Annotated in this window: 12 protein-coding genes; 4 read left to right on the forward strand and 8 right to left on the reverse strand. The window is 75.9% G+C overall.

Going from position 1 to position 25,047, the window contains the following annotated elements; genetic code table 11:
• Nucleotides 1–66 precede the first annotated feature (66 nt).
• The 6 genes from IO39_RS07130 to IO39_RS07160 all read right to left on the reverse strand — a co-directional run bounded on the left by IO39_RS07130 (nucleotide 67) and on the right by IO39_RS07160 (nucleotide 17,408).
• Entirely contained in the window at nucleotides 67–288 is a 222-nt protein-coding gene (locus IO39_RS07130) for an acyl carrier protein (RefSeq protein WP_084772420.1), read from the reverse strand.
• A gap of 81 nt (nucleotides 289–369) precedes the next feature.
• On the reverse strand, nucleotides 370–591 hold the full coding sequence (locus tag IO39_RS07135; protein ID WP_043617899.1) for an MbtH family protein: 222 nt from the start codon (nucleotides 589–591) through the stop codon (nucleotides 370–372).
• Nucleotides 588–12,242: a non-ribosomal peptide synthetase gene (locus IO39_RS50365; RefSeq protein ID WP_052422547.1), complete on the reverse strand. Its 11,655-nt coding sequence runs from the start codon at nucleotides 12,240–12,242 to the stop codon at nucleotides 588–590. Before IO39_RS50365 ends, IO39_RS07135 begins: the two co-directional genes overlap by 4 nt.
• Complete coding sequence (locus IO39_RS56655) at nucleotides 12,239–15,568, reverse strand: non-ribosomal peptide synthetase (protein ID WP_052422548.1); 3,330 nt, start codon at nucleotides 15,566–15,568, stop codon at nucleotides 12,239–12,241. The genes IO39_RS50365 and IO39_RS56655 overlap by 4 nt, the downstream gene beginning before the upstream one ends.
• Nucleotides 15,565–16,836, reverse strand: coding sequence for a lysine N(6)-hydroxylase/L-ornithine N(5)-oxygenase family protein (locus IO39_RS07155; RefSeq protein ID WP_043617902.1), 1,272 nt, complete (start codon nucleotides 16,834–16,836; stop codon nucleotides 15,565–15,567). Before IO39_RS07155 ends, IO39_RS56655 begins: the two co-directional genes overlap by 4 nt.
• Entirely contained in the window at nucleotides 16,830–17,408 is a 579-nt protein-coding gene (locus tag IO39_RS07160; protein WP_084772425.1) for a GNAT family N-acetyltransferase, read from the reverse strand. Before IO39_RS07160 ends, IO39_RS07155 begins: the two co-directional genes overlap by 7 nt.
• A 200-nt stretch (nucleotides 17,409–17,608) precedes the next feature.
• Here IO39_RS07160 and IO39_RS07165 point away from each other — a divergent pair, with 200 nt between their 5' ends.
• The 3 genes from IO39_RS07165 to IO39_RS07175 all read left to right on the forward strand — a co-directional run bounded on the left by IO39_RS07165 (nucleotide 17,609) and on the right by IO39_RS07175 (nucleotide 21,799).
• Nucleotides 17,609–19,351 (forward strand): ABC transporter transmembrane domain-containing protein, encoded by a 1,743-nt coding sequence (locus IO39_RS07165; protein WP_043617905.1) that lies wholly within the window; start codon nucleotides 17,609–17,611, stop codon nucleotides 19,349–19,351.
• Nucleotides 19,348–21,126, forward strand: a complete 1,779-nt coding sequence (locus tag IO39_RS07170) for an ABC transporter ATP-binding protein (protein WP_043617908.1) — start codon at nucleotides 19,348–19,350, stop codon at nucleotides 21,124–21,126. Before IO39_RS07165 ends, IO39_RS07170 begins: the two co-directional genes overlap by 4 nt.
• Before the next feature lie 103 nt (nucleotides 21,127–21,229).
• Nucleotides 21,230–21,799 (forward strand): dihydrofolate reductase family protein, encoded by a 570-nt coding sequence (locus IO39_RS07175; RefSeq protein WP_211266921.1) that lies wholly within the window; start codon nucleotides 21,230–21,232, stop codon nucleotides 21,797–21,799.
• Between the two features lie 205 nt (nucleotides 21,800–22,004).
• Here IO39_RS07175 and IO39_RS07180 read toward each other — a convergent pair whose 3' ends face one another.
• A complete protein-coding gene (locus IO39_RS07180) occupies nucleotides 22,005–22,379 on the reverse strand; it encodes a hypothetical protein (RefSeq protein WP_157547985.1) in 375 nt (124 codons plus the stop codon).
• 344 nt (nucleotides 22,380–22,723) lie between these two features.
• Nucleotides 22,724–24,253 (reverse strand): PQQ-dependent sugar dehydrogenase, encoded by a 1,530-nt coding sequence (locus tag IO39_RS57505; RefSeq protein ID WP_043617916.1) that lies wholly within the window; start codon nucleotides 24,251–24,253, stop codon nucleotides 22,724–22,726.
• Between the two features lie 327 nt (nucleotides 24,254–24,580).
• Between IO39_RS57505 and IO39_RS07190 the strand changes: the two genes are divergently transcribed.
• Nucleotides 24,581–24,997 carry a hypothetical protein gene (locus tag IO39_RS07190; RefSeq protein WP_043617918.1) on the forward strand — a complete coding sequence of 139 codons (417 nt, stop codon included), beginning with the start codon at nucleotides 24,581–24,583 and terminating at the stop codon, nucleotides 24,995–24,997.
• The last annotated feature ends 50 nt before the right edge of the window (nucleotides 24,998–25,047 follow it).

Below are 25,047 nucleotides of genomic sequence, written 5' to 3' on the forward strand. Positions count from 1 at the left end.
CGCCGGTGGACTGCCGTGCCCCTGGCCTGGCCCGCCGCACGGGCCGATGGTCTGACCATGCGCGGGCTACCCTGCCGTGACCTGCTCCAGCAGGGCGTCCAGGGTGGCGCCGCGCAGCAGCGCGACCGGCTCGATCGCGACGCCGACGCGGTGCTCGATCTCCGCCGCCATGCGCACGGCCGCCAGCGCCTTGCCGCCGAGCTCGCCGAACGTGCCGTCCGCCGCGCCGCCGCCGCCGAGCGCGGTGTGCCAGATCTCCGTGACCTGTTTCTCCACCTGTGTGCGCACATCGTCCTCCCGAGCGGCGGTCTGGAACGACGGTACGGCGGCGACGGCGGCTTTCGCTTCTTCCGGCTTGCCGAGTACCGGTCAGGCGCCGGTCGTGCCGTCCATGGCGCGGGCCAGGCCGGCCGGGCGCATGTCGGTCCAGTGGGTCTCGACGTAGTGCAGGCACAGCTCGCGGGCGGCGGGGCCGTACACGTCCCGCCAGCCCTCCGGCAGCGGGATCCAGGCGGGCCACAGGGCGTGCTGGGCCTCGTCGTTGACCACGACGAGGTAGTCGCTCTCCGCGTCCTCGAACGGGTTGGTCATCGCAGTTTTCCCTTCAGTATGCGGGCGACGTGCGCGAGCGGCCCCGGATCGGCCAGCTGGTAGTGCTCGCAGTCGATGGTGTGCTCCTCGATGGCCCCGCCGACGTGAGGCCGCCAGCGGCCGGGGTCGAGGCCGGAGCCGTCCTTGTCCGCGGTGGCGGTGAAGAACAGCAGGTCCCCGTCGAAGTACGGGTGCCGGTCGGTGGTGATGAGCCGTTCGGCGTTCACGGCGGCGTCGATCATCGCGGCGATCGTCGCCTCCTCGACCTCGGCCAGCGCGCCTCCCCCGGCCCGCAGGCGCGCCACCACGCGGCGGCGGTCCAGCGGCCCCCGCGCCTCCTGCCCGGCCAGGCGGAGCAGGAAGCGCAGGGCGTCCTGCTCGTCGTCCCCCGTCTCGGGCTCCTCGCCGGGCAGCAGCGGGTAGGAGTCGAGCATGGCCAGCAGGTCCACGCGCTGCCCTTCCCGCCGCAGCCGGGCGGCCATGGCGTGCGCGACGACCCCGCCGAACGACCACCCGAGCAGCCGGTACGGCCCGTCCGGCGACACCACGCGCACCTTGGCGACATAGTCGGCGGCCATCTCGTCCAGGGTGCGCGGCAGCGGCTCCGGCCGGGCCAGGCCGCGCGCCTGGAGGCCGTACAGGGGCACGTCCAGCAGCCCCGCCAGGCCGGTGAAGCACCAGGCGAGCCCGAACAGCGGGTGCACGCAGAACAGCGGCGGCCCCTCGCCGGCCGTCCTGATGGGCAGCAGCACGTCGAGGGCGTGCCCGGGGCGGTGCGGCGCGACCACCCGGCCGGCCAGCGCGGCGGGCGTGGGCGCCTCGAACAGGGTCCTGACCGGCAGCCGGACGCCGAGCTCGGCTGCGACCCTGTTCATCAGCGCCGCGGCCAGCAGGGAGTGGCCGCCCAGCTCGAAGAAGTTCTCCCCGGGGCCGGGCACGGGCACGCCCAGCACGTCGGCGAACAACGCGGCCACCCGCCCGACCTCGTCCGCCCGGGCGGCGGCGACCGCCGTGCCCGGGGCGGCGCCGTCCACCGCCGTGCCGGGGGCGTCGGGCTGCGGCCGCACCGGCTCGACGGCCAGGGCGCTCAGCCTGGCGCCCGGGTCGCGCGCCACCGTGTCCAGCAGCCGGGCCAGGGCGCCGGCGACGCGCTCCGCCGTCTCCCGCGTGTAGAGGTCGGTACGGTACTCGACCGCCCCCTCGCCCTCCTCCGACACCGACACCGCCAGGTCGAACTTGGCGGTGTCCGTCGCCACCGTCCCGAGCTCGGCGACCGCCTCCCCCAGCGGGGCCGGCGGCGGCACGGCCGGGTGGTAGGCGACGGCCACCTGGAACAGCGGATGCCAGGCGGGCGACCGGGCCGGCGCGACGGCCTGGACGACCCGGTCGAACGGCACGTCGGCGTGGTCGAACGCGGCCAGGTCCGCCGCGCGCACCCGCTCCAGCAGCTCGGCGAAGGCGGGGTCGCCGCCGGTGCCGACCCGCAGGGCGACGGTGTTGACGAAGAACCCGACCAGGCCGGCCAGGGCGTCGTCGTCCCGGCCCGCGACGGGCGTGCCGACCACGATGTCCTCGCCCGCGCCCAGCCGGGTCAGCAGCGCGGCCACGGCCGCGTGCACCACCATGAACATCGTCACGCCGCGCTCGGCGGCGAGCCCGGCCAGCGCCTCCCGAGTGCCCGGCGCGAGCCGGAACTCCACCACGTCCCCCGCGCCCGTCGCCACGGCCGGGCGGGGCAGGTCGTGCGGGAGCCGGGGGCGGGCGGGCAGCCCGTCGAGGGCACGCCGCCAGAACGCGATCCGCTCCGGGTCGTGGCTCTGCCGTTCCCCTTCCCAGAGGGCGTAGTCGGCGTACTGGACGGGCAGCGGCGCGAACTCCGGCGCCCGCCCCGCCGCCCGTGCCCGGTAGGCGGCGGCCAGGTCCTCCCACAGCGGGCCGACGGACCACTCGTCACCGGCGATGTGGTGCAGCAGGACCAGCAGCACGTGCTCGCCCGCCCCCGCTCCCGCGCCCCCGGGATCCTCCACGCCCGCCGCGCCGGCGGGGTGCCCGGAGTGCAGCCAGACGCGGATCGGCAGCTCGCCGTCCAGCCGGAACCGGTGTGCCGGGTCGCCGGGGCCCGTCTCGAACGCGAGCATCGCGCGCGCCTCCTCAGGGTCCAGGACGCGCTGGTACGGCCCCCGCGCGTCCTCGGCGATGAGCGTCCTGAGCGCCTCGTGCCTGGCCACCACGTCCCCGACGGCCTCCCGGAGCGCCCCGGCCGACAGCGGCCCGCGCAGCCGTACGGCCAGGGGCACGTTGTACGTCGCCGAGGGGCCCTCCAGCGTGTGCAGGAACCACAACCGGCGCTGGGCGGAGGACAGCGGCACCCGCTCCCCGCGCGGCATGGGCCGCAACGCGGGGCCGCCGGTCGCGTCCGGGGCGAGCCTGAGCGCGAGCTCGGCGACGGTGGGGGCGTCGAAGACGTCCCTGACCGTGACCGTCACGCCCAGCTCGGCCCTGATCCGGCTGATCAGGCGGACGGCGAGCAGCGAGTGCCCGCCGAGGTGGAAGAAGTCGTCACCGACGCCTGCCCCGCTCTGCCCGAGCACCTCCTCGTAGATCGCCAGCAGCCGCGTCTCGACCGGCCCTTCGGGCTCCCGCCGCACCACGTCCCGCCGGCGCCGCCGGTCCCGCCGGGCCCGCCCGTCGTGCCCGCCCTGTCCGGTGGGGGGCGGGACGGGCTCGTCCCAGGGGAGGTCGAGCTCGCCGAGCGGCACCGTGGGCGCCGCCGCGACCTGCTCCAGCACGCGCAGCAGGCCGTCGGCGAGCCGTTCCGCCGCACCCCGCTCCAGCCGGTGCTCGATGGCCACCTCCAGCCCGCCACCGTGGTTCCCGGGCTCGGGGCCCGGTTCGGTGAAGGCGAAGGCGAGGTCGAACTTCGGGGCGGGCGGGCCGGGCTCCGGCAGCGCCTCCAGGGGCGCGGGCCCGGTGCGCTGGTAGGCCACCATGACCTGGAACAGGGGGTTCTCGTCGCCGTCACGGGCGGGGTTGACCGCCTCGACCACCCGCTCGAACGGCGCGTCCGCGTGCTCGAACGCGGCCAGGTCCGCCGCGCGCACCCGCTCCAGCAGCTCGGCGAAGGCGGGGTCGCCGCCGGTGCCGACCCGCAGGACGACGGTGTTGACGAAGAACCCCACCAGGTCGGCGAGGGCGTCGTCGGCCCGCCCCGCGACGGGGGTGCCGACCACGATGTCCTCGCCCGCGCCCAGCCGGGTCAGCAGCGCCGCCACGGCCGCGTGCAGCACCATGAACACGCTGGTCCCCGTACGGGCGGCGAGCGCGGCCAGCCGGTCGCGCACCTCCCCGGGCACCTGGCGGACGAGCGCCCCGCCCGGTCCCGACGGGGGCAGCGCGAGCCGGTCGGGAAGCCCGGCCAGCGCCGCCGTCCAGTACGCCAGCTGACCGGGCAGCACGGCGTCGAGCCGCTCGCGCTCCCACAGGGCGTGGTCGGCCACCTGCACGGGCAGCGGCGGGCGCTCCGGCGCGCCGCCGGAGGTCCGTGCCCGCAGCGCGGCGGCCAGGTCGGCGAGCAGCGGGCCCACGGACCACTCGTCGCAGGCGATGTGGTGCAGCAGCAGCGTGAGCCGGTCGCCGTCCAGCCAGGCGCGCAGCGGCGGCCGGGCGGCCAGGTCGAAGACGTGCCCGAGGTCCGGCGGCCCGGCCTCGACGACGGGGTCCGCCGGTTCGAGCACCACCTGGTACGGGATGCCGTCCGCCTCGCGGTAGACCGTGCGCAGGACCTCGTGGCGTCGTACGACGTCTCCCAGGGCCGCCGCGAGCACGGCCGGGTCCACCGGCGCGGGCAGCCGTACGGCGAGGGGCACGTTGTAGGTGGCGGACGGCCCTTCCAGCGTCTGCAGGAACCAGAGCCGGAGCTGCGCCGACGACAGCGGCAGCCGCGCCGGCCGGACCACCGGCACCATCCCGGTCGCCGCACCGGTCGCCGCACCGGAAACGCGCCCGGCACCACTGGAGGCGGCGGGCCCGGGCGTGGCCGCGGCGAGCGCCCCGGCCAGGCCGGCGACCGTCGGCGCGTCGAACAGGGTGCGCAGCGACATCTCGGCGCCCAGCCTGCCCCGCACGCGCGCCATCACCTTGACCGCCAGCAGCGAGTGCCCGCCGAGGTGGAAGAAGTTGTCGTCCACGCCCACCGCCTCGACGCCGAGCACCTCGGCGAAGATCTCGCACAGCGCCCGCTCGGCGGCCGTGCGGGGCGCGCGCCCCGCACCGGTCGCCGCGCCGGGGGCGGGCAGGGCCTTCCTGTCCACCTTGCCGTTGACCATGAGCGGCATGGCGTCGAGCGCGACGAACGCGGCGGGCACCATGTAGTCGGGCAGCCGGGCCGCGACGTGCGCGCGCAGGGTCGCCGGGTCGGTCTCCGCGCCGGTCACGTACGCCACCAGGCGGCGGTCCCCCGGCCGGTCCTCCCGGGCGACCACGACGACCTCGCGCACGCCGGGACAGCCGGCCAGCACCGACTCCACCTCGCCCGGCTCGATGCGGAAGCCCCGGATCTTGATCTGGCCGTCCGCCCGTCCCGCGAACTCCACCGCGCCGTCGTCGCGCCACCGGGCCAGGTCGCCGGTGCGGTACATGCGGGCGCCCGGGGGGCCGTAGGGGTCGGGCACGAAGCGCTCGCCGGTCAGGGCGGGCCGGTCGAGGTAGCCGCGCGCCAGGCCGGCGCCCGCGACGTACAGCTCGCCGATGACCCCGGCCGGCACGGGACGCAGCGCCCGGTCCAGGATGTAGACGCGCTTGCCCACGTCGGGATGGCCGATCGGGACGGTGGTGAGGGTGTCCAGGTCGCCGTGGACCGTCCAGAGCGTGGAGTTGACCATGGCCTCGGTCGGGCCGTAGGCGTCGATGACGCGGTGGCGCTTGGCCCAGCGCCTGACCAGCTCGGGCGTCACCGTCTCGGTGCCCACCAGCAGCGTGGAGCCCTCCGGCAGCGTGCAGTCCTCGGGCAGGGCCGACAGCAGCGCGGGCGGCAGCGCCAGGTGGGTGACGGCGTGGCGGGTGGCGTACTCGGTCAGCTCGGGGCCCGCGACCCGCCGCTCGGCGGGGACGACCACGAGCGTGGCGCCGGTGCACAACGCCATGGTCAGCTCCCAGAACGCCACGTCGAAGCTGATCGAGGCGAACTGCAGCACCCTGCTGCCGGGGCCGACGCCGAAGCGCCGCACGGCGGTGTCCACGAGCGCGCGCACCCCCGTGTGCTCCAGCACCACGCCCTTGGGCCGGCCCGTCGAGCCGGAGGTGTAGATCACGTACACCGGGTGCCAGGGCAGCGGCCGCCCGCCCGTCACCGGCGGGCCGGCCTCCGTGGGCAGCTCGTCCATCAGCAGCGGCGTCATGGGGACGCGGCCGGCCGTCTCCCGCGTGGCCAGCAGCAGGGCGGGCCGGGCGTCGTCGAGCATCGCGGCGATCCGCTCGGCTGGCTGGGCGGGGTCGATCGGCAGGTACGCGGCCCCGGCCCGGGCCACCGCCAGCACGCCGACCACCATCCGCAGGTCCCGGGGCAGCGCGACGGCCACGATCCGCTCGGGGCCCGCCCCGGCCGCGACGAGCGCCCCGGCCAGCCGCGCCGTGCGCGCGTCCAGCTCGGCGTAGGTCAGCGACTCGTCCTCGCACACCACGGCCACCGCGTCCGGCGTGGCCCTGGCCTGGGCCAGGAACAGCTCGGGCAGGGTCGGGCCCGGCGCGGCGGAGCCGGTGTCGTTCCACGTGGTGAGGATGGTGCGCAGCTCGGCGGGCGCGAGGACCGGCTGCTCGCTCAGCCGCCCGCCCGGGTCGGAGGCGACCGCGTCCAGCAGCCGGAGCAGGTGCCCGGCGAACCGGCCGGCCGCGCCGCCACGGTGCTCGACCAGCAGCTCCAGCTCGTCGCCGCGCTCGGTGAAGGTGACGGACAGGTCGAACTTGGCCGGCCCGGCCGGGACGGGCTCCTCCTCGGCGTCGAACCGCCCCTCGGGGAGCGGCCCGGCGGCCCGGTGGTAGGCGACGGCCACCTGGAACAGGGGGTTGCCGCCACCGCGTTCGGGGTTGACCGCCTCGACCACCTGGTCGAAGGGCACGTCGGCGTGGTCGAACGCGGCCACGTCGGCCGCGCGCACCCGCTCCAGCAGCTCGGCGAAGGCGGGGTCGCCGCCGGTGTCCACCCGCAGGACGACGGTGTTGACGAAGAACCCGACCAGGCCGGCCAGGGCGTCGTCGGGCCGGCCCGCGACGGCCGTGCCGACGGGGAGGTCGGTGCCGGCGCCGAGCCGGGTCAGCAGTGCCGCCACGGCCGCGTGCGCCACCATGAACATCGTCACGCCGGCGCGCCGGGCCAGCTCGCGCAGCGGCCCGGCGGGCAGGGCGGCGGCGTGCGTGCCCTGCTCCCCGGCCCAGGCGGGCAGTTCCAGCCGTTCCGGCAGGCCCGCGAGCCGCTCGGTCCAGTACGCGAGCTGCCGGCCCATGAGCCCGTCCGGGGCCGCGGCCCCCTCGTCCAGCAGGGCGCGCTGCCACAGGGCGTAGTCGGCGTACTGGACGGGGAGCGGCGGCCAGGCCGGCGGCTGCCCGGCCGCGCGGGAGCGGTAGGCGGTGGCCAGGTCGGACAGCAGCGGCTCCAGCGACCACTCGTCGCAGGCGATGTGGTGCAGCAGCAGCGTGAGCCGGTCGCCGTCCAGCCACACCCGCAGCGGCGGCTCGGCGGCCAGGTCGAAGAGGTGCTCCAGGTCGGCGGGCCCGGCCTCGACGGGCGGCTCCACCTCGTCCAGCACGATCTGGTACGGCTCCCCGTCCGCCTCCCCGAACACCGTCCGCAGCGCCTCGTGCCGCTCCATCACGTCGGCGACGGCCCGGCGGAGCGTCGCGACGTCCAGCGGTTCGCGCAGGCGCAGGACCAGCGGCACCGTGTAGGCCGCCGACGCGCCGTCCAGCCGGTCCAGGAACCACAACCGCCGCTGCGCGGCCGACAGCGGCACCCGCGCCGGCCGCCGCCGCACCGCCGTCGGCGCGGAGGTGGCGGCCGTGCCGAGGCGGGCGGCCAGGCCGGCGGGGGTCGGGGCGGCGAAGACGTCGCCGAGCGCCACCTGCGCGCCCATGACGGACCTGATCCGCGCGGCCAGCCGCACGGCGAGCAGCGAGTGGCCGCCCAGCAGGAAGAAGTCGTCGTGCGCGGCCACCTCGCCGCCGCCGAGCACCTCGGCGAACAGCCGGCACAGGACCCGCTCCCCCTCCGTGCGGGGCTCCCCGCCGCCGGCCGGCGCGCCGGGCAGGCCGCGCACGGCGGGCGGGCGCAGGGGGGCGATCGCCAGGTCGCCGAGCGGCCGGTCGGGGTGGGCCGCCGCCTGGCGGACGACCTCGGCCAGCCGGGCCGCGAGCCCTTCGGCGGTGGCGGCGTCGAACAGGTCGGTCCGGTACTCCAGCCGCCCCCCGCCCGTCCCGAACGCGAAGGTCAGGTCGAACTTGGCCACCGCCAGCTCCACCTCCTCGACCGCCGGGCCGGAGTCGCGCTCGTGGGCGACCATCACCTGGAACAGCGGGTGCCTGCCGGGCACGCGGGCCGGCCGCAGCTCCTCCACCAGCAGGTCGAAGGGCGTCTCGGCGTGGTCGAACGCGGCCAGGTCGGCGGCGCGCACCCGCTCCAGCAGCTCGGCGAAGGTGGGGTCGCCGCCGGTGTCCACGCGCAGGACGACGGTGTTGACGAAGAGCCCCACCAGCTCGGCCAGGGCGTCGTCGGGGCGCCCGGCGACGGGCGTGCCGACGGGGAGGTCGGTGCCGGCGCCGAGCCGGGTCAGCAGCGCCGCGACCGCCGCGTGCAGCACCATGAACGGGGTGCACCCGGCGCGCCGGGCCAGCTCGTCCACCGCGTCCTGCGGCAGCGCGAAGCCGATCGTCGCGCCGTGCCGGCCGATCTCGTCGGGGAAGGGCCGGTCCACGGGCAGGGGCAGCTCGGGCGGGAGGCCGTCGAGCGCCCGCCGCCAGTACGCCAGCCCTCTGGCCAGGCCGCCGGCCGGGTCGTCCCGGTCGCCCAGCAGGTCGCGCTGCCACAGGGCGTAGTCGGCGTACTGCACGGGCAGCGGCGTCCAGTCCGGGGCCCGCCCCGCCAGCCGGGCACGGTAGGCGGCGGTCAGGTCCGCGACCAGGGGCCGCAGCGACAGGTCGTCCCCCGCGATGTGGTGCAGCAGCAGCGTGAGCCGGTCGCCGTCCAGCCAGGCCCGCAGCGGCGGCTCGGCGGCCAGGTCGAAGACGTGCCCGAGGTCCGGCGGCCCGGCCTCGACGCGCGGTTCCACCCGCTCCAGCACGATCTGGTACGGCTCCCCGTCCTCCTCCCCGAACACCGTGCGCAGCACCTCGTGCCTGGCCACCACGTCGCCCAGCGCCCGCTCCAGCGCCACGGCGTCGGGCGGCCCGTCCAGCCGCAGCACGAACGGCATGTTGTAGGTCGCCGAGCCGCCCTCCAGCCGCTGCTGCAGCCACAGGCCGCGCTGCGCGTGCGACGCCGGCACCCGTGCGGGGCGCGGGCGCGGGACGAGCGGGGGCCGCCCGTCCGCCACGCCCAGCCGGCCGGCCAGCTCGGCGACGGTCGGCGCGTCGAACAGCGTGCGCACATCGGCCGCCGCGCCCAGGTCCGACCTGATCCGGCTCACCAGCCGGGCGGCGAGCAGGGAGTGGCCGCCCAGCTCGAAGAAGTCGTCGTCGGCCCCCACCTCCGGCACGCCCAGCGCCTCGGCGAACAGCCCGCACAGCCGCTCCTCCAGCGGCCCGCGCGGCGCCCGCCCGGCGCGCTGCCGGGCGGGGTCGGGCAGGGCGCGCCGGTCCACCTTGCCGTTGGGCAGCCGGGGCAGCTCGTCGAGGAGCACGAACGCCGCCGGGACCAGGTGCCGGGGCAGCACCTTGCGCAGGTGCGCGGCCAGCTCGTCCTCGCCCGCCGGGCCGCGTACGTACGCCACCAGCCGCCGCCCGCCGGCCCCGGTCTCCCGCACGGCGACCACGGCCTCCGCCACGCCGGGGCAGGCGGCCAGCGCGGACTCCACCTCGCCCGGCTCGATGCGGTACCCCCGGATCTTGACCTGGTCGTCGGCCCGCCCGGCGAACTCCAGCCGGCCCTCCCGCCACCGCGCCAGGTCGCCGGTCCGGTACATGCGCGACCCCGCGGGGCCGTACGGGCAGGGCACGAACCGCTCGGCCGTCAGGCCCGGCCGTCCCAGGTAGCCCCGGGCCAGCCCGGCGCCCGCCAGGTACAGCTCCCCGGTCACGCCGGGCGGCGCCGGGCGCAACATCGGGTCCAGCACGAGCGCGCGGACGCCGGGCACGGGGCCGGCGCTGCCGTCCTGCCTGCGCAGGTAGGCGTCCACCGTGCACTCGGTCGGCCCGTACAGGTCCCGCCCGACCACGCCGGGCAGCGCGCACAGCCTCCGCCAGAGCGGCCCCGGCACCGCCTCGCCGCCGACCGCCACCACGGCCGGCCGGTACGGGCCGTCCTCCAGCCGCGCGATCAGCGCCGCCAGGTACGACGGCGTCACGTCCAGGTAGTCGATCCGGTGCCCGGCCAGGTAGCCGGCCAGCAGCTCGGGGTCCTGGTACGTGGCGTCGTCCAGGACGTGCAGCTCGTGCCCGGCCAGCATCCACAGCAGGGGATCGACCGAGGCGTCGAACGAGAACGACGCGCTGTGCGCCACCCGCAGCCGCCGGCCCGTGACAGCCGCCGCCTCGGCGATCACGTCCGCCTGGTGCGCGGCCAGCAGGTTGACCACCGCCCCCTGGGTCACCACCACCCCCTTGGGGCGGCCGGTGGAGCCGGAGGTGTAGATCACGTACGCGGGATGCCCGGCCCGCACGGCACGGGCGGCATCGGACGCGCCGGCGGCGGCGCCGGACCCGGCGGGGGCGGCGCCGAACGCGGGGCCGTCCAGCAGGAGCAGGCGGTCGTCCGCCACCGGGGGCAGGGCGGCCGCGGTCGCGCCGTCGGTGACCACCACGGCGGCGTCCGCGTCGCCCAGCATGAGCGCGATCCGGCCGGCCGGGTAGCCGGGGTCGATCGGCAGGTAGGCGGCGCCGGCCTGCCAGACCCCCAGGATGGCCGCGACCAGGTCCGGGCCGCGCGGCAGGGCCAGCGCGACCACGTCCTCGGGGCCGGCGCCGCGCGCGGCCAGCGCCCCGGCGATCCGCCCGGCCCTGGCGGCCAGTCCGGCGTAGGTGAGCGCGTTCCCGCGGCCGTCCACCACGGCCGTCGCGTCCGGCGTGGCCGCACACCGCTCCGCGAACACCTCAGCCAGCGTGCGGGGAAGCTCCGGGGCCGGGTGGGGGGTGCCGGACCAGGCGCCGAGCACCTGGTCGCGTTCGCGGGCGTCGAGCAGGTCGATGAGGCCGACCGGGCGGCCGGGGTCGGCGGCGAGCTGCTCCAGGGCGGCGACCAGCCGGCCCGTGACGCGCTCCGCCTCTCCTGCGCTCACCGCGCCCGTCCGGTAGGACACCTCCAGGCGCAGCCGCGCGCCCGGCCGGGCGCTGACGGTGATCGGGTAGTGGGTGGCGTCGCGCTCCTCGACCCCCTCGACGACCGGCCCGCCCGCGTCAGGCAGCCCGGTCGGATGGTTCTCGAACAGCACCAGCGTGTCGAACAGCTCGCCGCGCCCCGCCAGCCGCTGGATCTCGGCCAGCCCGAGGTGCTGGTGGTCGGCGAGGCGGGCGTGGGCGTCCCTGAGCCGGGCGAGGTGGGCGGAGACCGGCTCGCCCGCGCGCAGCCGCACGCGTACCGGCAGGGTGTTGATGAACAGGCCCACCATGCGGTCGGAGTGCGGCACCTCGGGCGGGCGGCCGGAGACGGTGGTGCCGAACACCACGTCGTCCCGGCCGGTGAGCACGCCGAGCACCAGCGCCCACGCGGTCTGGAGCACCATGCTCATGGTGGCGCGCGAGTCGCGGGCGAGGGCGGCCAGCCGCCCGGTCAGCTCGGCGGGCAGCTCGACGACCACCTCCCCGGCCTCGCCCCCGGCTGTGCCGGTGCCGGCGGGGCCGGTCAGCAGGGTGGGTTCGGCGAGGTCGTCGAGGCAGTCGCGCCAGGCGGCCCGCGCGGCGGCCCGGTCCCGGCCGTCCAGCCAGGCCAGATAGTCCTTGAACGGCGGCGCCGGCGGCAACGCCGCTCCCCCGTACAGCGCGAACAGCTCCCGCAGCACCAGGTGCAGCGACCAGCCGTCCATCACCAGGTGGTGGTTGGCCACGAGCAGCAGGTGCCGCTCGGGCGCCTGCCGGACCAGCGTGAACCGCAGCAGCGCGGGCCCCGCCAGGTCGAACGGGGTCCGCCGGTCCTCCTCGATCACCTCGGCGGCCGAACCGCCGCCGGTCAGGTCGACCTCCCGCCACTTCAGGGCGGCGCGGGCCGCGATGACCTGCACCGGCTGCCCGTTCCTGCGGCGGCGGAAGGCCGCGCGCAGCGGGTCGTGCCGGGCCAGCAGGCGTTCGGCCGCGCCGCGCAGGGCCGCCGCGTCCAGGGGGCCGCGCAGCCGCACGGTGGTGTGCACGGTGTACGGGTCGTCCTCGCCGCTGTGCGAAGCGTGGAAGAGCAGGCCCTCCTGGAGAGGGGTGAGCGGCCAGACGTCCTTGATCTTCTTGGCCTCGGGGCCGGTCACGCCAGGGTCTCCTCGAATTCGTCCAGTTCGGTCTGGTCGAGCGCGACCAGGAAGGCGCCGGACGGCGCGGTGGCACGCAGCGCGTCGAGCCACAGGCCGGACAGCTCGCGCACCAGGTGCTCGGGCAGTACGCGGGCCGCCCACGTCCAGGTGGCCGCCAGCCGGGCGCCGCCGGGTCCCTCGGCCACGAACGCGTCGACGGTCAGGGGGTGCGCCAGCGGCAGGCCGGGGTCGGCCAGGTCCAGGAAGCTCTCCGGCTCCAGGACGAGGCCCCAGTCGCCCTCGTCCTCGGGGAAGCGGCCCAGGAAGTTGACGCAGATACCGGGCCGGGGCAGGCGGGCCAGGCGCGGGCCGGCGTCCGGGTCGAGGTGGCGGAGCAGGCCGTACCCGACGCCCTTGGCGGGGACGGCGCGCACCTGCGCGGAGATCCGCGCCTGCGCGTCGGGGCCGCCCTCGGGGCCGCCCTCGGGGCCGCCCGCGGGGCCGGGGTCGAGGCGGACGGGCCAGATGCTGGTGAACCAGCCCACCGTGCGCGACAGGTCCGCGCCGTCCACCAGGTCCTCGCGCCCGTGGGCCTCGACGTCCACGAGGACCTCGCGCCCGCCCGGCAGACCGTGACGCGCCCGCAGCTCGGCCACGGCCAGCGCGAGCGCGGTCAAGACCCGTTCGAGCGAGACGTCCTGGGAGTCGTCGAGCGGGGCGGTCAGGGTGCGGCGCGCGGCGGTCGCGGCGGTGTCCCGCGCCGGGTCGAGCCGCCACGGCTCGGCCCGCTGCCCGCCCGGCCGGCCCTCCTCGGGAGCGCCCGCCAGGGTGGCGGTCCAGTGGGGCAGCTCGGCGCGACGGTCGAGGGCGGGCAGGGCACGCGCCCACGTACGGAACGAGGTCGAACGCGCCGGCGGCAGCGTCCCCTCGTACGCCTGCGCCAGGTCCTCGGCCAGGATGCGCCAGGACACGCCGTCCACCACGAGGTGATGCCCCACCAGGCACAACCGCCCCTGCTCCCCGGCCTGACCGGGGGTGCGGTCGTCGGCCTGCCCGGGAGCCTGGTCGTCGGTGCGGGCGTCCGGGTCGAGCCAGACCGCGCGCAGCATCACCCCGTCGCGCGGGGACAGCCCGGCGCGGGCCGTCTCCAGCGCCTCGGGCAGCAGCGCGGCGTCCGTCACCCGGTGAAGGAGGTCGCCGGCGGGCACCGCGCCGGGCGGCGGCACCCGGAGGCCGTCGCCGGTCAGCCGGGCCCGCAGCAGGTCGTGGTGGTCCAGCACGGTCTGCAGGGCCCGGATGAGGCGGGCGCGATCCACGTCGCGCGGCAGGCGGAGGGTGACCGACTGCGCGAAGTGGTCGATGTCCTCGCCCCGCTCCCGCAGCCAGCCCATGATCGGAGTAGGGGGAACGTCACCCAGGGCCGCCTCGGGAGGCTCGGCCGCGACCTCCGGCCGCGCGGCGGCGGCGAGGGCGCGGGCGGTGCCCAGCTCCAGCACCTGACCCGCGGTGATCGCCAGCCCGGCGCGCCGGGCCCGGCCGACCAGGTGCAGGGCGAGGATGCTGTCACCGCCCAGGGCGAAGAAGTCGTCCGTCGCGCTCACGGCGGGCAGCCGCAGCACCTCGGCCATGAGCCCGGCGAGCATCCCCTCCACCTCCCCCACCGGCTCCCCCACCGGCTCCCCCACCGGCTCCCCCACCGGCTCCGCCTCACGGAGTCCCGGCCGCGAGGCGGGGCCCGCGCCCGGCGGACCGGACCCGAGTGCGGGGTCCGGGGCCGAGGGACCGGGCCCAGGTGCGGAGTCGGGGGCCGGGAGGGCGCGGCGGTCGAGCTTGCCGCTGGCGGTCAGGGGAACCGCCTCCAGGCGGACGAAGACGGCGGGCACCATGTGGGCGGGCAGCCGCGCGGCGACGTGCTCCCGCAACGCTGCCGCGTCCACCCCCGCGTCCACCCCCGCGTCCACCCCCGCTCCGGCGGGCCGCTCCGCCGGGACGACGTAGGCGACCAGGCGGGTGACGCCGGGGCGGGGTTCCTGGGCGGTGACCACCGCCTGGCGCACGTCCGGATGGGCGGCCAGCACCGCCTCGATCTCCCCGGGCTCCACGCGGAAGCCGCGGATCTTGATCTGGTCGTCGGCTCTGCCCGCGTACTCGACGACCCCGTCCGCCCGGCGACGGGCCAGGTCGCCGGTCCGGTACATCCGGGACCCGGGCGGGCCGAAGGGGTCGGGGACGAAGCGTTCGGCGGTCAGTCCCGGCCGGTCCAGGTAGCCGCGCGCCAGTTGCACGCCGCCGAGGTAGAGCTCCCCGTACGACGCCGGCCGCAGCTCCCGGTCCAGCACCAGGACGGTGGTGTTCCAGACCGGCCGGCCGATCGGCACCGGCCCGTCCTCGCCCGGCCGGCAGGCCCAGTGCGTGACGTCCACCGCCGCCTCGGTCGGCCCGTACAGGTTGTGCAGGTCGCAGCCGGGCAGCGCGGCGTGGAACTCGGCGGCCAGGTCGGCGGGCAGCGCCTCGCCGCTGCAGATCACCCGCCGCAGCCCGGTGCAGCGCGCGGCGTCGGGGTCGGCCAGGAACGCGCGCAGCATGGAGGGCACGAAGTGCACGGTCGTGACCCGCTCGCGCCGGATCAGCCCCGCCAGGTACGCCGCGTCGCGGTGCCCGCCCGGTTCGGCCACCACCAGCGTGGCCCCGGTGATCAGCGGCCAGAAGAACTCCCACACCGACACGTCGAAGCTGGACGGCGTCTTCTGCAGCACCCGGTCCGCGCCGGTCAGGCCGTACTCGGCCTGCATCCACCGCAGGCGGTTGACGATGGCCTCGTGGCTGATCACGACGCCCTTGGGCCGCCCGGTGGAGCCGGAGGTGTAGATCACGTAGGCCGGATGGCGCGGATCGGCGCCCCCGCCCGGCACGTCCCGACCGGCCGGACCGCACAGGCCGGCCAGGTCGGCCGGGCCGGCCGGGCCGGCCGGGCCGGTCGGGGCCGGCGTACCGGACAGGTCGGACGGGGCGGGCAAGGTGACGTCCAGCTCGCGCAACGTGACCACCGGCCGGGCGTCGGACAGCATGAAGGCGACCCGGTCCGCCGGATAGTCCGGGTCGACCGGCAGATAGGCGGCCCCGCTCTTCAGCACGGCCACCAGCGCCACCACGAGCTCGGCCGAGCGCGGCAGCACGACCGCGACCACCCGCTCGGCCCCCGCTCCCCGCTCCCGCAGCCGGTCGGCCAGCTCCGAGGCGGCGGCGTCCAGCTCGGCGTAGGTCAGCGTGCGGTCGCGGAAGCGCAGCGCGATCCGGCCGGGGGTGGCCGCCGCCTGCGCCGCCAGCAGTTCGGTCAGGGTCACTGGACCGGCTCCAGGACCGAGGAGGCGAGCGAGTCGACGATCTCCCCGGCCCGCACGGCGGTGGTGGACAGCAGCGTGGCGGTCAGGCCGTGGGTGTGCTCGGTGGCGCCCTGCAGGTAGATCCCGCAGCGCAGCTCGGGCCGGGTGCGCACCCGGTGGTCGCGCCCCACCAGCGGCGCGCCCTGCTCGTCGCGCAGGCAGTACTGCCCGGCCGCGCCGAGCAGGTCCAGCGGGTCCACCGGGCGGTACCCGGTGGCGTAGACGACCACGTCCGCCCCGAGCGCCTCGACCTCGCCGGTGACCAGCGACCGGACGTGCACGCTCACCCCGTCGGGCCGGGTCTCCAGGCCGACGGCGCGCGACAGGTTCAGCACGCGCAGGCGCTCGACGCCGGCCACCTTCTCCCGGTACGCCCGCGCGAACAGCTCCCGCAGCAGGTCGAGGTCCACCACGGAGTAGTTGGTGTTGGCGTGGTAGTCCATGATCATGCGCTTGGTCTCGGGGGGCGCGTCGTAGAAGCGGTCCACGGCGGCGGGGTCGAAGACGCTGTTGGCGAAGGGGCTGTCGTCGGCCGGGCTGTAGCCGTACCGGGAGAAGACGGCGCAGATCTGCGCGGCCGGGAAGCGGCCGTGCAGGTGCTCGACCACCTCGGCGGCGCTCTGGCCGGCGCCGACCACGACGAACCTGCGCGGCCGCTCGACCGGCAGGTCCGCCAGCCGGTGCATCAGCTCCTGGCTGTGCCAGACCCGCTCGCCGGCCACGATCCCGGGCGGCAGGACGGGGCGCAGGCCGGCGGCCAGGACGACGTTGCGCGCCCGGTAGGTGGTCAGCTCGCCGCGCTGGGCCACGATGTCGAGGTGCGTGATCGTGTCGCCGTCGGGCACGGGCTGGATGGTGACCGCCTCGGCGCCGTAGCACACCTGGTGCTCGAAGCGGGCCGCCGCCCATTCGAGGTAGTCGTGGAACTCCAGCCGGGTCGGGTACATCGTCTTCTGGTTGATGAAGTCGGCCAGCCGGCCCTTGTCGTGCAGGTAGCTGACGAAGCTGTGGGGGCTGGCGGGGTTGCGCATGGTGACCAGGTCCTTGAGGAAGGACACCTGCATGGTCGCGCCCTCGATCAGCATGCCCCGGTGCCAGCCGAAGGACGGCTGCTTCTCCAGGAAGAGGGCCGACAGCGCGGGGGCGCGCGACTCCGACAGCGCGATGGCGAGGGCGAGGTTGGAGGGGCCGAAGCCGATTCCGATGAGGTCGTGGACGGGGGTCACCACTGAGGCAGATCCTCCTGGGCTCGCGGATACACCATCAGTGCCGCGGTCTTGTGCGCCATCGTCACGTCCCCCACGCGGCTGAACCCCGCCGCGGTGAACGCCCGGATGGAGGGCTCGTTGCGGACGTTCGGCTCGGCGACGACGCGGGTGCAGTTCTCGTCGGCCGCCAGCAGGCCCTCGGCGACGGCGCGCAGCAGCCGGCGGCCGACGCCGCGGCCGAGGTTGCGCTCGTCGCCGATGGCGACGTGCACGCCGAGGTCGTGCGGCCGGTACGGGTAGAGCGGGGCCAGCCGGTCCCGCAGCACCCGGTAGAGCTCCAGGTAGGCGACGGGCTCACCGTTCAGGTACGCCAGGCACGGCCGCGAGTGCTCGCCTTCGGCCTGGCGAGCGATCTCCCGCTCCCATCGTTCGTACGGCCAGGCCTGGTCCCAGGGAACCGCCACGTGGGGCCGGTTCATCCAGTCGTGGACCACGGCCACGCCGTCGGTGCCGGGCTGGATGGCCGTCACCTGCCATCCGTCGCGTAACGAGGGAATCGGCGGGGCGCCGACCTCCTCCACGTACACGTCCACCCATCCTCCAAAGTTAGGTAAGCCTTACCTAAAAATTGTCCCCGCACAACGAAACATCGAATGGGTGAAACCGTCAAGAGCCGGAAAAGGTGTTTGTCGCCTCATCTTCGGATGAGACCTTCCCGGCCCTCCTTTCTCGGACGGGCGGGACCTGTTAGGTTAGGCTCGCCTAACAGTCGCCGAGCCTCTAGGAGCGCCGCTTGCCATCGGGGCGTGACGTACTGCTGCGCACGATCAGGAGCCAAGCGCGCAGGCTGGCGGCCGGCTCGCTGCTCGGCGCCGGCCACCAGGCGGGTGAGGCGCTGGTGCCCGTGATCATCGGACTCGCCATCGACCAGGCCGTCGCCGACGGGGACTGGGGACGGCTGGCGTTGTGGCTGGCCGTGCTCGCCGCCGTCTACGTCGGCCTGTCCTTCAGCTACCGGCACGGCGCCCGCCTGGGCGAGCGCGCGGCCGAGGAGGCGGCGCACGACCTGCGCGCCGAGGTGGTCGCCAGGGTGCTGCACCCCGGCGGCGGCGCCGACGACGGCCGCCTCCCCGGCGCGGTGACCGGCATCGCCACCGAGGACGTGCGCCGCGTCGGCGCGGTCGTGATGGCGGTGCTGGCCGGGGTCGCCGCCCTGAGCGGCCTGGTCGTGGCCGGCGCCATGCTGCTGCGCACCTCGGTCGAGCTGGGGCTGATCGTACTGGCGGGCACGCCCGCGCTGCTGTGGCTGGGGCACCTGCTCAGCAGGCCGCTGGAGCGCCGCAGCGCCGTCGAGCAGGAACAGGCCGCCAACGCCTCCGGCCTGGCCGCCGACCTGGTGGCCGGGCTGCGGGTGCTCAAGGGCCTCGGCGCCGAGCGGGCCGCCATCGAGCGGTACCGGCGCACCAGCCGCGTCTCCCTGGCCGCCACCCTGCGCGCCGCCCGTGCCGAGGCCCTGCAGAACGGCGTCGTGCTCGCGCTCACCGGCGCCTTCATCGCGCTGATCGCGCTGGCCGGCGGCGCCTTCGCGACCGGCGGCGCCATCACCCTGGGCCAGCTCGTCTCGGCGGTCGGGCTCGCCCTCTTCCTGCAAGGGCCGCTGCAGCTGTTCGCCTGGGTGAACGCCGAGTTCGCGCAGGGCCGGGCCTCCGCCGCCCGGGTCGCGGCGCTGCTGTCGGCCCCGTACGCGGTGCCCGCCGGCGACCGGGAGCTGCCGGAGCCCGTCGCCGGCGCGATCCGGCTGCGCTCGGTCACCCACGACCGCCTGCGGGACCTGGACCTGGAGATCGCGCCCGGCGAGCTGGTGGGCGTGGCCGCCACCGACCCGGCGGCCGCCGCCTGCCTGGTGCGCTGCCTGGGCCGCCAGACCGACCCCGAGTCGGGCACCGTGGAGCTCGACGGCATCCCGCTGCGCGACCTCGACCCCGCCCGGGTGCGCGAGGCGGTGCTGGTGGCCGAGCACGACGCGGTCCTCTTCGAGGGCACCATCACCACGAACACCACTCCACCCCCCGACCCGGCGACAGCCCGGCACACCGCTGCCGGCGAGGCCCGTGGCGGCGCGGCCGGCGGGAACGCGCGAGCCGCCGGTCCCGGCGGCGGGGTGGTGGCCGCGGCGCTGGAGGCCGCCGGCGCCGGCGACCTTCCCCCGGACACCCCGGTCAGCGAACGCGGCGGCTCCTTGTCGGGCGGGCAGCGGCAGCGCGTCGCGCTGGCCCGGGCCCTGGCGGCGGCGCGGCCCGTCCTCGTGCTGCACGACCCCACCACCGCCGTGGACGCCGTCACCGAGACCCGCATCGCCCAGGGCGTCAGGCGGCTGCGCCGGGACCGCACGACCGTGATCGTGACCACCAGCCCCGCCCTGCTCGCCGTGACCGACCGGGTGCTGCTCCTGCACGAGGGCCGGATCGCCGACGCCGCGCCCCACGCCGACCTGCTCCGGCGCAACCCCGGCTACCAGGCGGCGGTGCTCGCATGACGCGGGAGCTGCTGCCCACCGCGAGCCCGGCGCGGACCCTGGCGGCCGTCCGGCAGATCGTGCGGCCGCACCGGCGGGCCGCCGTGGCCGGGTTCGGCCTGCTCGTCGTGGCCACCTCCGTGGGCCTGCTCATCCAGCCGCTGCTGGGCCGCATCGTCGACCTGGTGGCCGCCCGCCAGCCGGCCGGCGCGCTGGTCACGCCCGCGGCGCTGCTGGTGCTGGCCGGCCTGGTCCAGGGGGCGCTGACCGCCTGGGGCCTGACGCAGGTGGCCAGGCTGGGCGAGACCGCCCTGGCGGACCTGCGCGAACGCTTCGTCGAGCGCGCGCTCTCCCTGCCCCTCGAACGCGCGGAACGGGCCGGCTCCGGCGACCTGACCTCCCGGGTGACGGGCGACGTGGCGCGAGTGGCCGAGGCGGTGCGCTCGGCACTGCCCGCGCTGGCCCGCTCCCTGCTGTCGATCGTGCTGACGCTGGCCGCGCTGGCGCTGCTGGACTGGCGGTTCCTGGTCGCGGCGCTGCTGGCCGTCCCCGTCCAGGTGCACACCGCCCGCTGGTACGTGCGCAACGCCGTGCCGATCTACGCGGCCGAACGGGTGGCGACCGGGGAGCAGCAGCAACAGCTGCTCGACACGATCGCGGGGGCGTCCACCGTGCGGGCGTACCGCGCCGAGGCCGAGCACCTGGACCGGGTCTCCCGCCGCTCGCGGGCCGCGGTGGAGCTGTCGATGCGCGGGGTGGGGCTGATGCTGCGCTTCTACAGCCGCCTGCACGTCGGCGAGTACATCGGGCTGGCCGCCGTGCTCGCGGCCGGGGTGCTGCTGGTACGCGACGGCTCGGCCGGCATCGGCACCGCCACGGCCGCCGCCCTGTACTTCCACAACCTCTTCGGCCCGATCAACACCACGCTGGCCCTGCTCGACGACGCCCAGTCCGCGACCGCCGGCCTCGCCCGCATCGTCGGCATCGCCGACACCCCCGCCGACACCCCCGCCGACACCCGCCCCGCCACCGAGACCACCGCGGGGAGCGCGCCGGGCAACGGGAACGGGCCGGGCAACGGGAGCCGTGGCGGCGGGGTGAGCGTGCGGGGGCTCGCCCACGCCTACGAGCCGGGCCGCCCCGTCCTGCACGGGGTCGACCTGGACATCCGCCCGGGCGAGCGCGTCGCGCTGGTCGGCGCGAGCGGCGCGGGCAAGACGACGCTGGCCAAGCTCGTCGCCGGCGTGCACGCGCCCACCACCGGCACCGTCGAGGCCCCGCCCGGCGTCGCCATGGTGACCCAGGAGGTGCACGTCTTCGCCGGCCCGCTCGCCGACGACCTGCGCCTGGCCAGGCCCGCCGCCACCGACGACGACCTGCGCGCCGCCCTGGCCACCGTGGACGCGCTGGCCTGGGTCGAGGCGCTCCCCGACGGCCTGGCGACCGTCGTCGGCGAGGGCGGGCACCGCCTGACCGGGGCCCAGCGCCAGCAGCTCGCGCTGGCCCGGCTGGTGCTGGCCGACCCGGCGGTGGCGGTGCTCGACGAGGCCACGGCCGAGGCGGGCAGCGTCGGCGCCCGCGTGCTGGAACGCGCCGTGGACAGCGCGGTCAAGGGCAGGACCGCCCTCATCGTCGCCCACCGCCTCACCCAGGCCGCCACCGCCGACAGCGTGGTCGTGCTGGAGGACGGGCGCGTGGTGGAACGCGGCCCCCACGGGGAGCTGCGCGCGGCCGGCGGCCGCTATGCCGCCCACTGGTCCGCCTGGTCCGACCAGCGCCCGGAGCGGGATGCGTAACCGTACCGGAGAGGGGATCTAAAGCGAACCGTAAGCCGGTTCCGGGAGGCTACAGGCACATCGGAACGACGGGCCGAACGGCCCACCTGCCTGGAGGAGCATCATGCGGACCATCGCCGCCAGCCTGTTCATCTCGCTCGACGGGGTCGTCGAGGAGCCGTCGGAGTGGCATTTCCCGTACTTCAACGACGAGATGGGCGCCGCCGTGACGGAGCAGATGGCCGACACCCTGCTCCTGGGGCGCAAGACCTATGACAGCTTCGCCGGCGCGTGGCCGGAGCGGGAGGCCGAGGGCGGCGAGGACGCCGGTTTCGCGAAGTCGCTGGGCGACGCCCGCAAGATCGTGGTGTCGCGGCAGCCGCTGGAGTTCACCTGGCGCAACTCCGAGCTGCTCCGGGGCGACCTGGCCGAGGCGGTGACCGCGCTGAAGAACGAGCCGGGCGGGCGCATCGCCGTCAGCGGCTCGGTCTCGGTGGTCCGCCAACTGCTGGCGGCCGGGCTGCTGGACGAGCTGCACCTGCTGGTGCACCCCATCGCCGTCCGCAAGGGCGAGCGCCTGTTCGACGAGGGCGACACCGCGCTCGCGCTGGAGCTGATCAGGTCCGAGACGTTCTCGACGGGCGTCGTCTACCTGGTCTACCGCCCCGTCCGGCCCTCCGGCGACGCCGCCTGACCGGCCCCGGCCGCCCCGGCAGGGGCAGGGCCCGCCTCCCGGCCCGGCTGCGGCCGGACGGCCGCCGGGCAGGGGAAGGGGCCGCCTCCTCGTACCCGGCAGGAAGCGGCCCTGGTTCGCTGCGCCGGCAGCGAGGTTGTCTCGTTCGGCTTGCGGAGGCGTCGCGGCGTGCGCCGGCGCGGGAACGCCGCCTCCCCGGCGCGGCTCAGTCCGAGTCGCCCGGCCACCACCAGTTGTTACGGTCGTGGTCCCCCGACTCGTACCCGTAGTCGTCGTACTTGTCCTTCACCGGCTCGTACTTGACGTCGTCGTGCTTGACGTCGTCGTGCTTGACGTCCTCGTGCTTGACGTTCTCGTGGTGCTTGTGGTGGCGGTGCTTGTTCTCGTTGCGCGAGTGGTTGTGGTTGTCCACGATCACGTCCACCTTCGGCGGACGCCAGCGCGGGTTGTGCAGCACCGGCTTCTCCCGCGGGACGTACTTCGGCTTGTAGACGTGCCGGACCGGCTTCGACTCGACGGGCGGGCCGCCGGCCTGGACGGCGGGGAAGCCCGCGCTCGCGCCGGCCACTCCCGTGCCCAAGGGAAGGAACATGACACCGGCGACCGCGCCGGTCAGGGCTAGTGCCGCGAACCGCCCAAGGCGCGGCGTCCGCGATTGCCGAATCTTCGTATTCACGTGCTCTCGCTTCCGTTCATGGCTCTTTCGGCCAGCATCTGGCGCCCACTCTTCGGGCGGACACCCAGGCGGAAGCAGACGTACCCATGCGGATACTCTCAGTTACCTCCTTAAATCCAAACAACCCGTCAAAACCCACAGATCTCACTAGTAACAGGCGTACAGCCCGCTTTCCCGGCGAGTTCCCGGGGCGAGCAGGCGGCGCGCACCCCGGCCGGGCCGCGCGCCGCCTCCGCGGGGCCGCTCCGTCAGCGGGTGACGGCGCAGGCGTCCCGGTTGAGGGAGAACCGGCTCGGCAGGGACGTGTCGCCGGTGTGGTCGGCGAGGTAGCCCATGGTGACGCTCTGGCCGGGGGCGATGGAACCGTTGTGGCCGGCGTCGCCCGCGATGATCATGTCCCCGCTCTGGGTGAGGTCGGTGTTCCAGTCCGAGACGACGCTCTGGCCGCGGGAGAGCGGGAAGCGCAGGGTCCAGCCGTTGATCGGCGTGGTGCCGGCGTTGGTGATGGTGAGATCGACGGTCATGCCCCGGCCCCAGGTCCGCGTGGCGATCGCGATCCGGCAGGCCGGCTTCTCGTGGGCGAACGAGAGGCGGTGCAGGCCGCCGGGGAGGTCGTTGACGACGTACAGCTCGCCCTCGGGCGTCGCGCCGAAGGCGGTGACCTGCGTCGGCATCTCGCCGATCTCGGCCTGCGCGTAGCCGCCCGCGCCGTTCTCGCGCAGCGCCCAGACCGTGGAGTAGCAGTAGTCGGCGGCGATGTAGGTGCCGCCCACCAGGTGGGCGAACTCCTGCCCGCGGTACACCTGCCCGCCGATCACCGCGCAGCCGCCGGTGTGCGGGGAGTAGGTGAAGACCGGCCTGGTGTACGCGGCCCCGGACCGGCACTGCGTCTCGTCGAACACCTCCAGCCCTTCGTAGCAGGACCAGCCGAGGTTCGCCCCGGCCTGCCCGCCGGGCTTGACGTGGTTGATCTCCTCCCACCGGCCCTGGCCGACGTCGGCGATCCACAGCGAGCCGTCCGCGTGGTCCACGGAGAAGCGCCAGGGGTTGCGGCCGCCGTACATCCAGATCTCGTCCAGGCCGTCCTCGCCGACGAACGGGTTGTCCTGCGGCACGCAGTAGGCCAGGTCGCCGCAGCTCCGGCTGACGTCGATGCGCAGGATCTTGCCCAGCAGGGTGTCCAGCCGCTGCCCGGTGTCGAAGGGGTCTCCCGAGCCGCCGCCGTCGCCGATGCTCATGTAGAGGAGGCCGTCCTTGCCGAAGGTGATCTGGCCGCCGTTGTGGTTGCTGTGCTCGGGGTGCTCCTGGGAGAGCAGGGGCTCCAGGCGGGCGTCGTCCAGCCGGTACCGGGCCAGGGTCACCGCGCCGTCGGGCAGCGCGGTGTAGGCGAGGTAGAGGTCCTGGCTCCGGGCGAAGTCGGGCGCCAGGGCGATGCCGAGCAGGCCCCGCTCGTTGCCGGACTCGTCCACCGACGCCGTGATGTCGATGATCGGGGCCTGCGCCAGCCCGGTGTCGGGGTGGTAGACGCGCACGGTGCCGCGCTTCTCGGTGATGAACAGCCGCTCGGTCCCGTCGTCGGGGGCGGCGATGGCGGTGGGACGGCGCAGCCCGAAGGCGACCTGCGTGGTGGTCGCGTGAATCTCCTCCAGCGGCACCGTGGCCGCGGAGCCGCTGGTGGCGGCCGCCGCGGCGGCCGATGGGGTGAGGGCGTTCACGGGGGCGAGCAGGGGCAGGGACAAGGCGAGCAGCACGGGGGCCGCCCAGCGTCTTCCTGGCATTCGGGGCTCCAGTGGCAGGGCTTCGTCGGGACGTCGGAGGTCGGGGGTCACCCGGACCGGACGGTATCCGCTCGCCCGCCGCCCCAGCCAGGCCCGCGCCCGCCGGGTGCGAGGCCGCCGCGCCGTGCCTGGTCCGTTCCGCCCTCTGACCGGGGAAGATCCGCAAACCGTCCCGAGGGGCCCGCCACCGGGCGAATGAAACGTACATCGGCGCCGGCCCGCGGCCGATCGCGCTCCCCTATTACCCGTGACGTAATTGTGCGTCCTACCCGCGTCGCGACATCCTCACCCATGTCGCTTTTGCAGAGATCACTACAGGGAGCCGTCATGAGACGCATCGCCACCGCCGCCCTCGCCACCTTTGCCGCCCTCGCCACCGGGACGATGCTCGGCGCCCCCGCCCAGGCGGCGGCGACGGGGAACGTCTGGGTGACCGGCTCCGCCGCCTATGACACCTACATCGTGGGCGTCGGCGCCCAGAGCCCCGCCGGCCTGGTGAAGCTCGACCTCTATGTCTCGGCCGGGCAGGTCATCACCGGGGTGCGCAACGGCACGTCGCTGTGCCAGTACGGCTCCTTCGCGGCGACCTGCACCCTGAGCCAGGGGTCTTTCCCGCAGTACTTCGAGGTGACGGTCAAGCGGCAGGAGTCCGCCCGCGGGCCGTTCCACCTGAGGGCCGTGGCCACCACGTCGGTGCCCGAGCGCGACTACGCCGACAACAGCGCGGTCCTGGAGACGTACTGACCAGGTCCCGAACGACCGGAGCCCCCCTCGCGAGGACGCGGGCTCCGGTC

Source organism: Nonomuraea candida (genome assembly GCF_000725485.1).
GTDB lineage: Bacteria > Actinomycetota > Actinomycetes > Streptosporangiales > Streptosporangiaceae > Nonomuraea > Nonomuraea candida.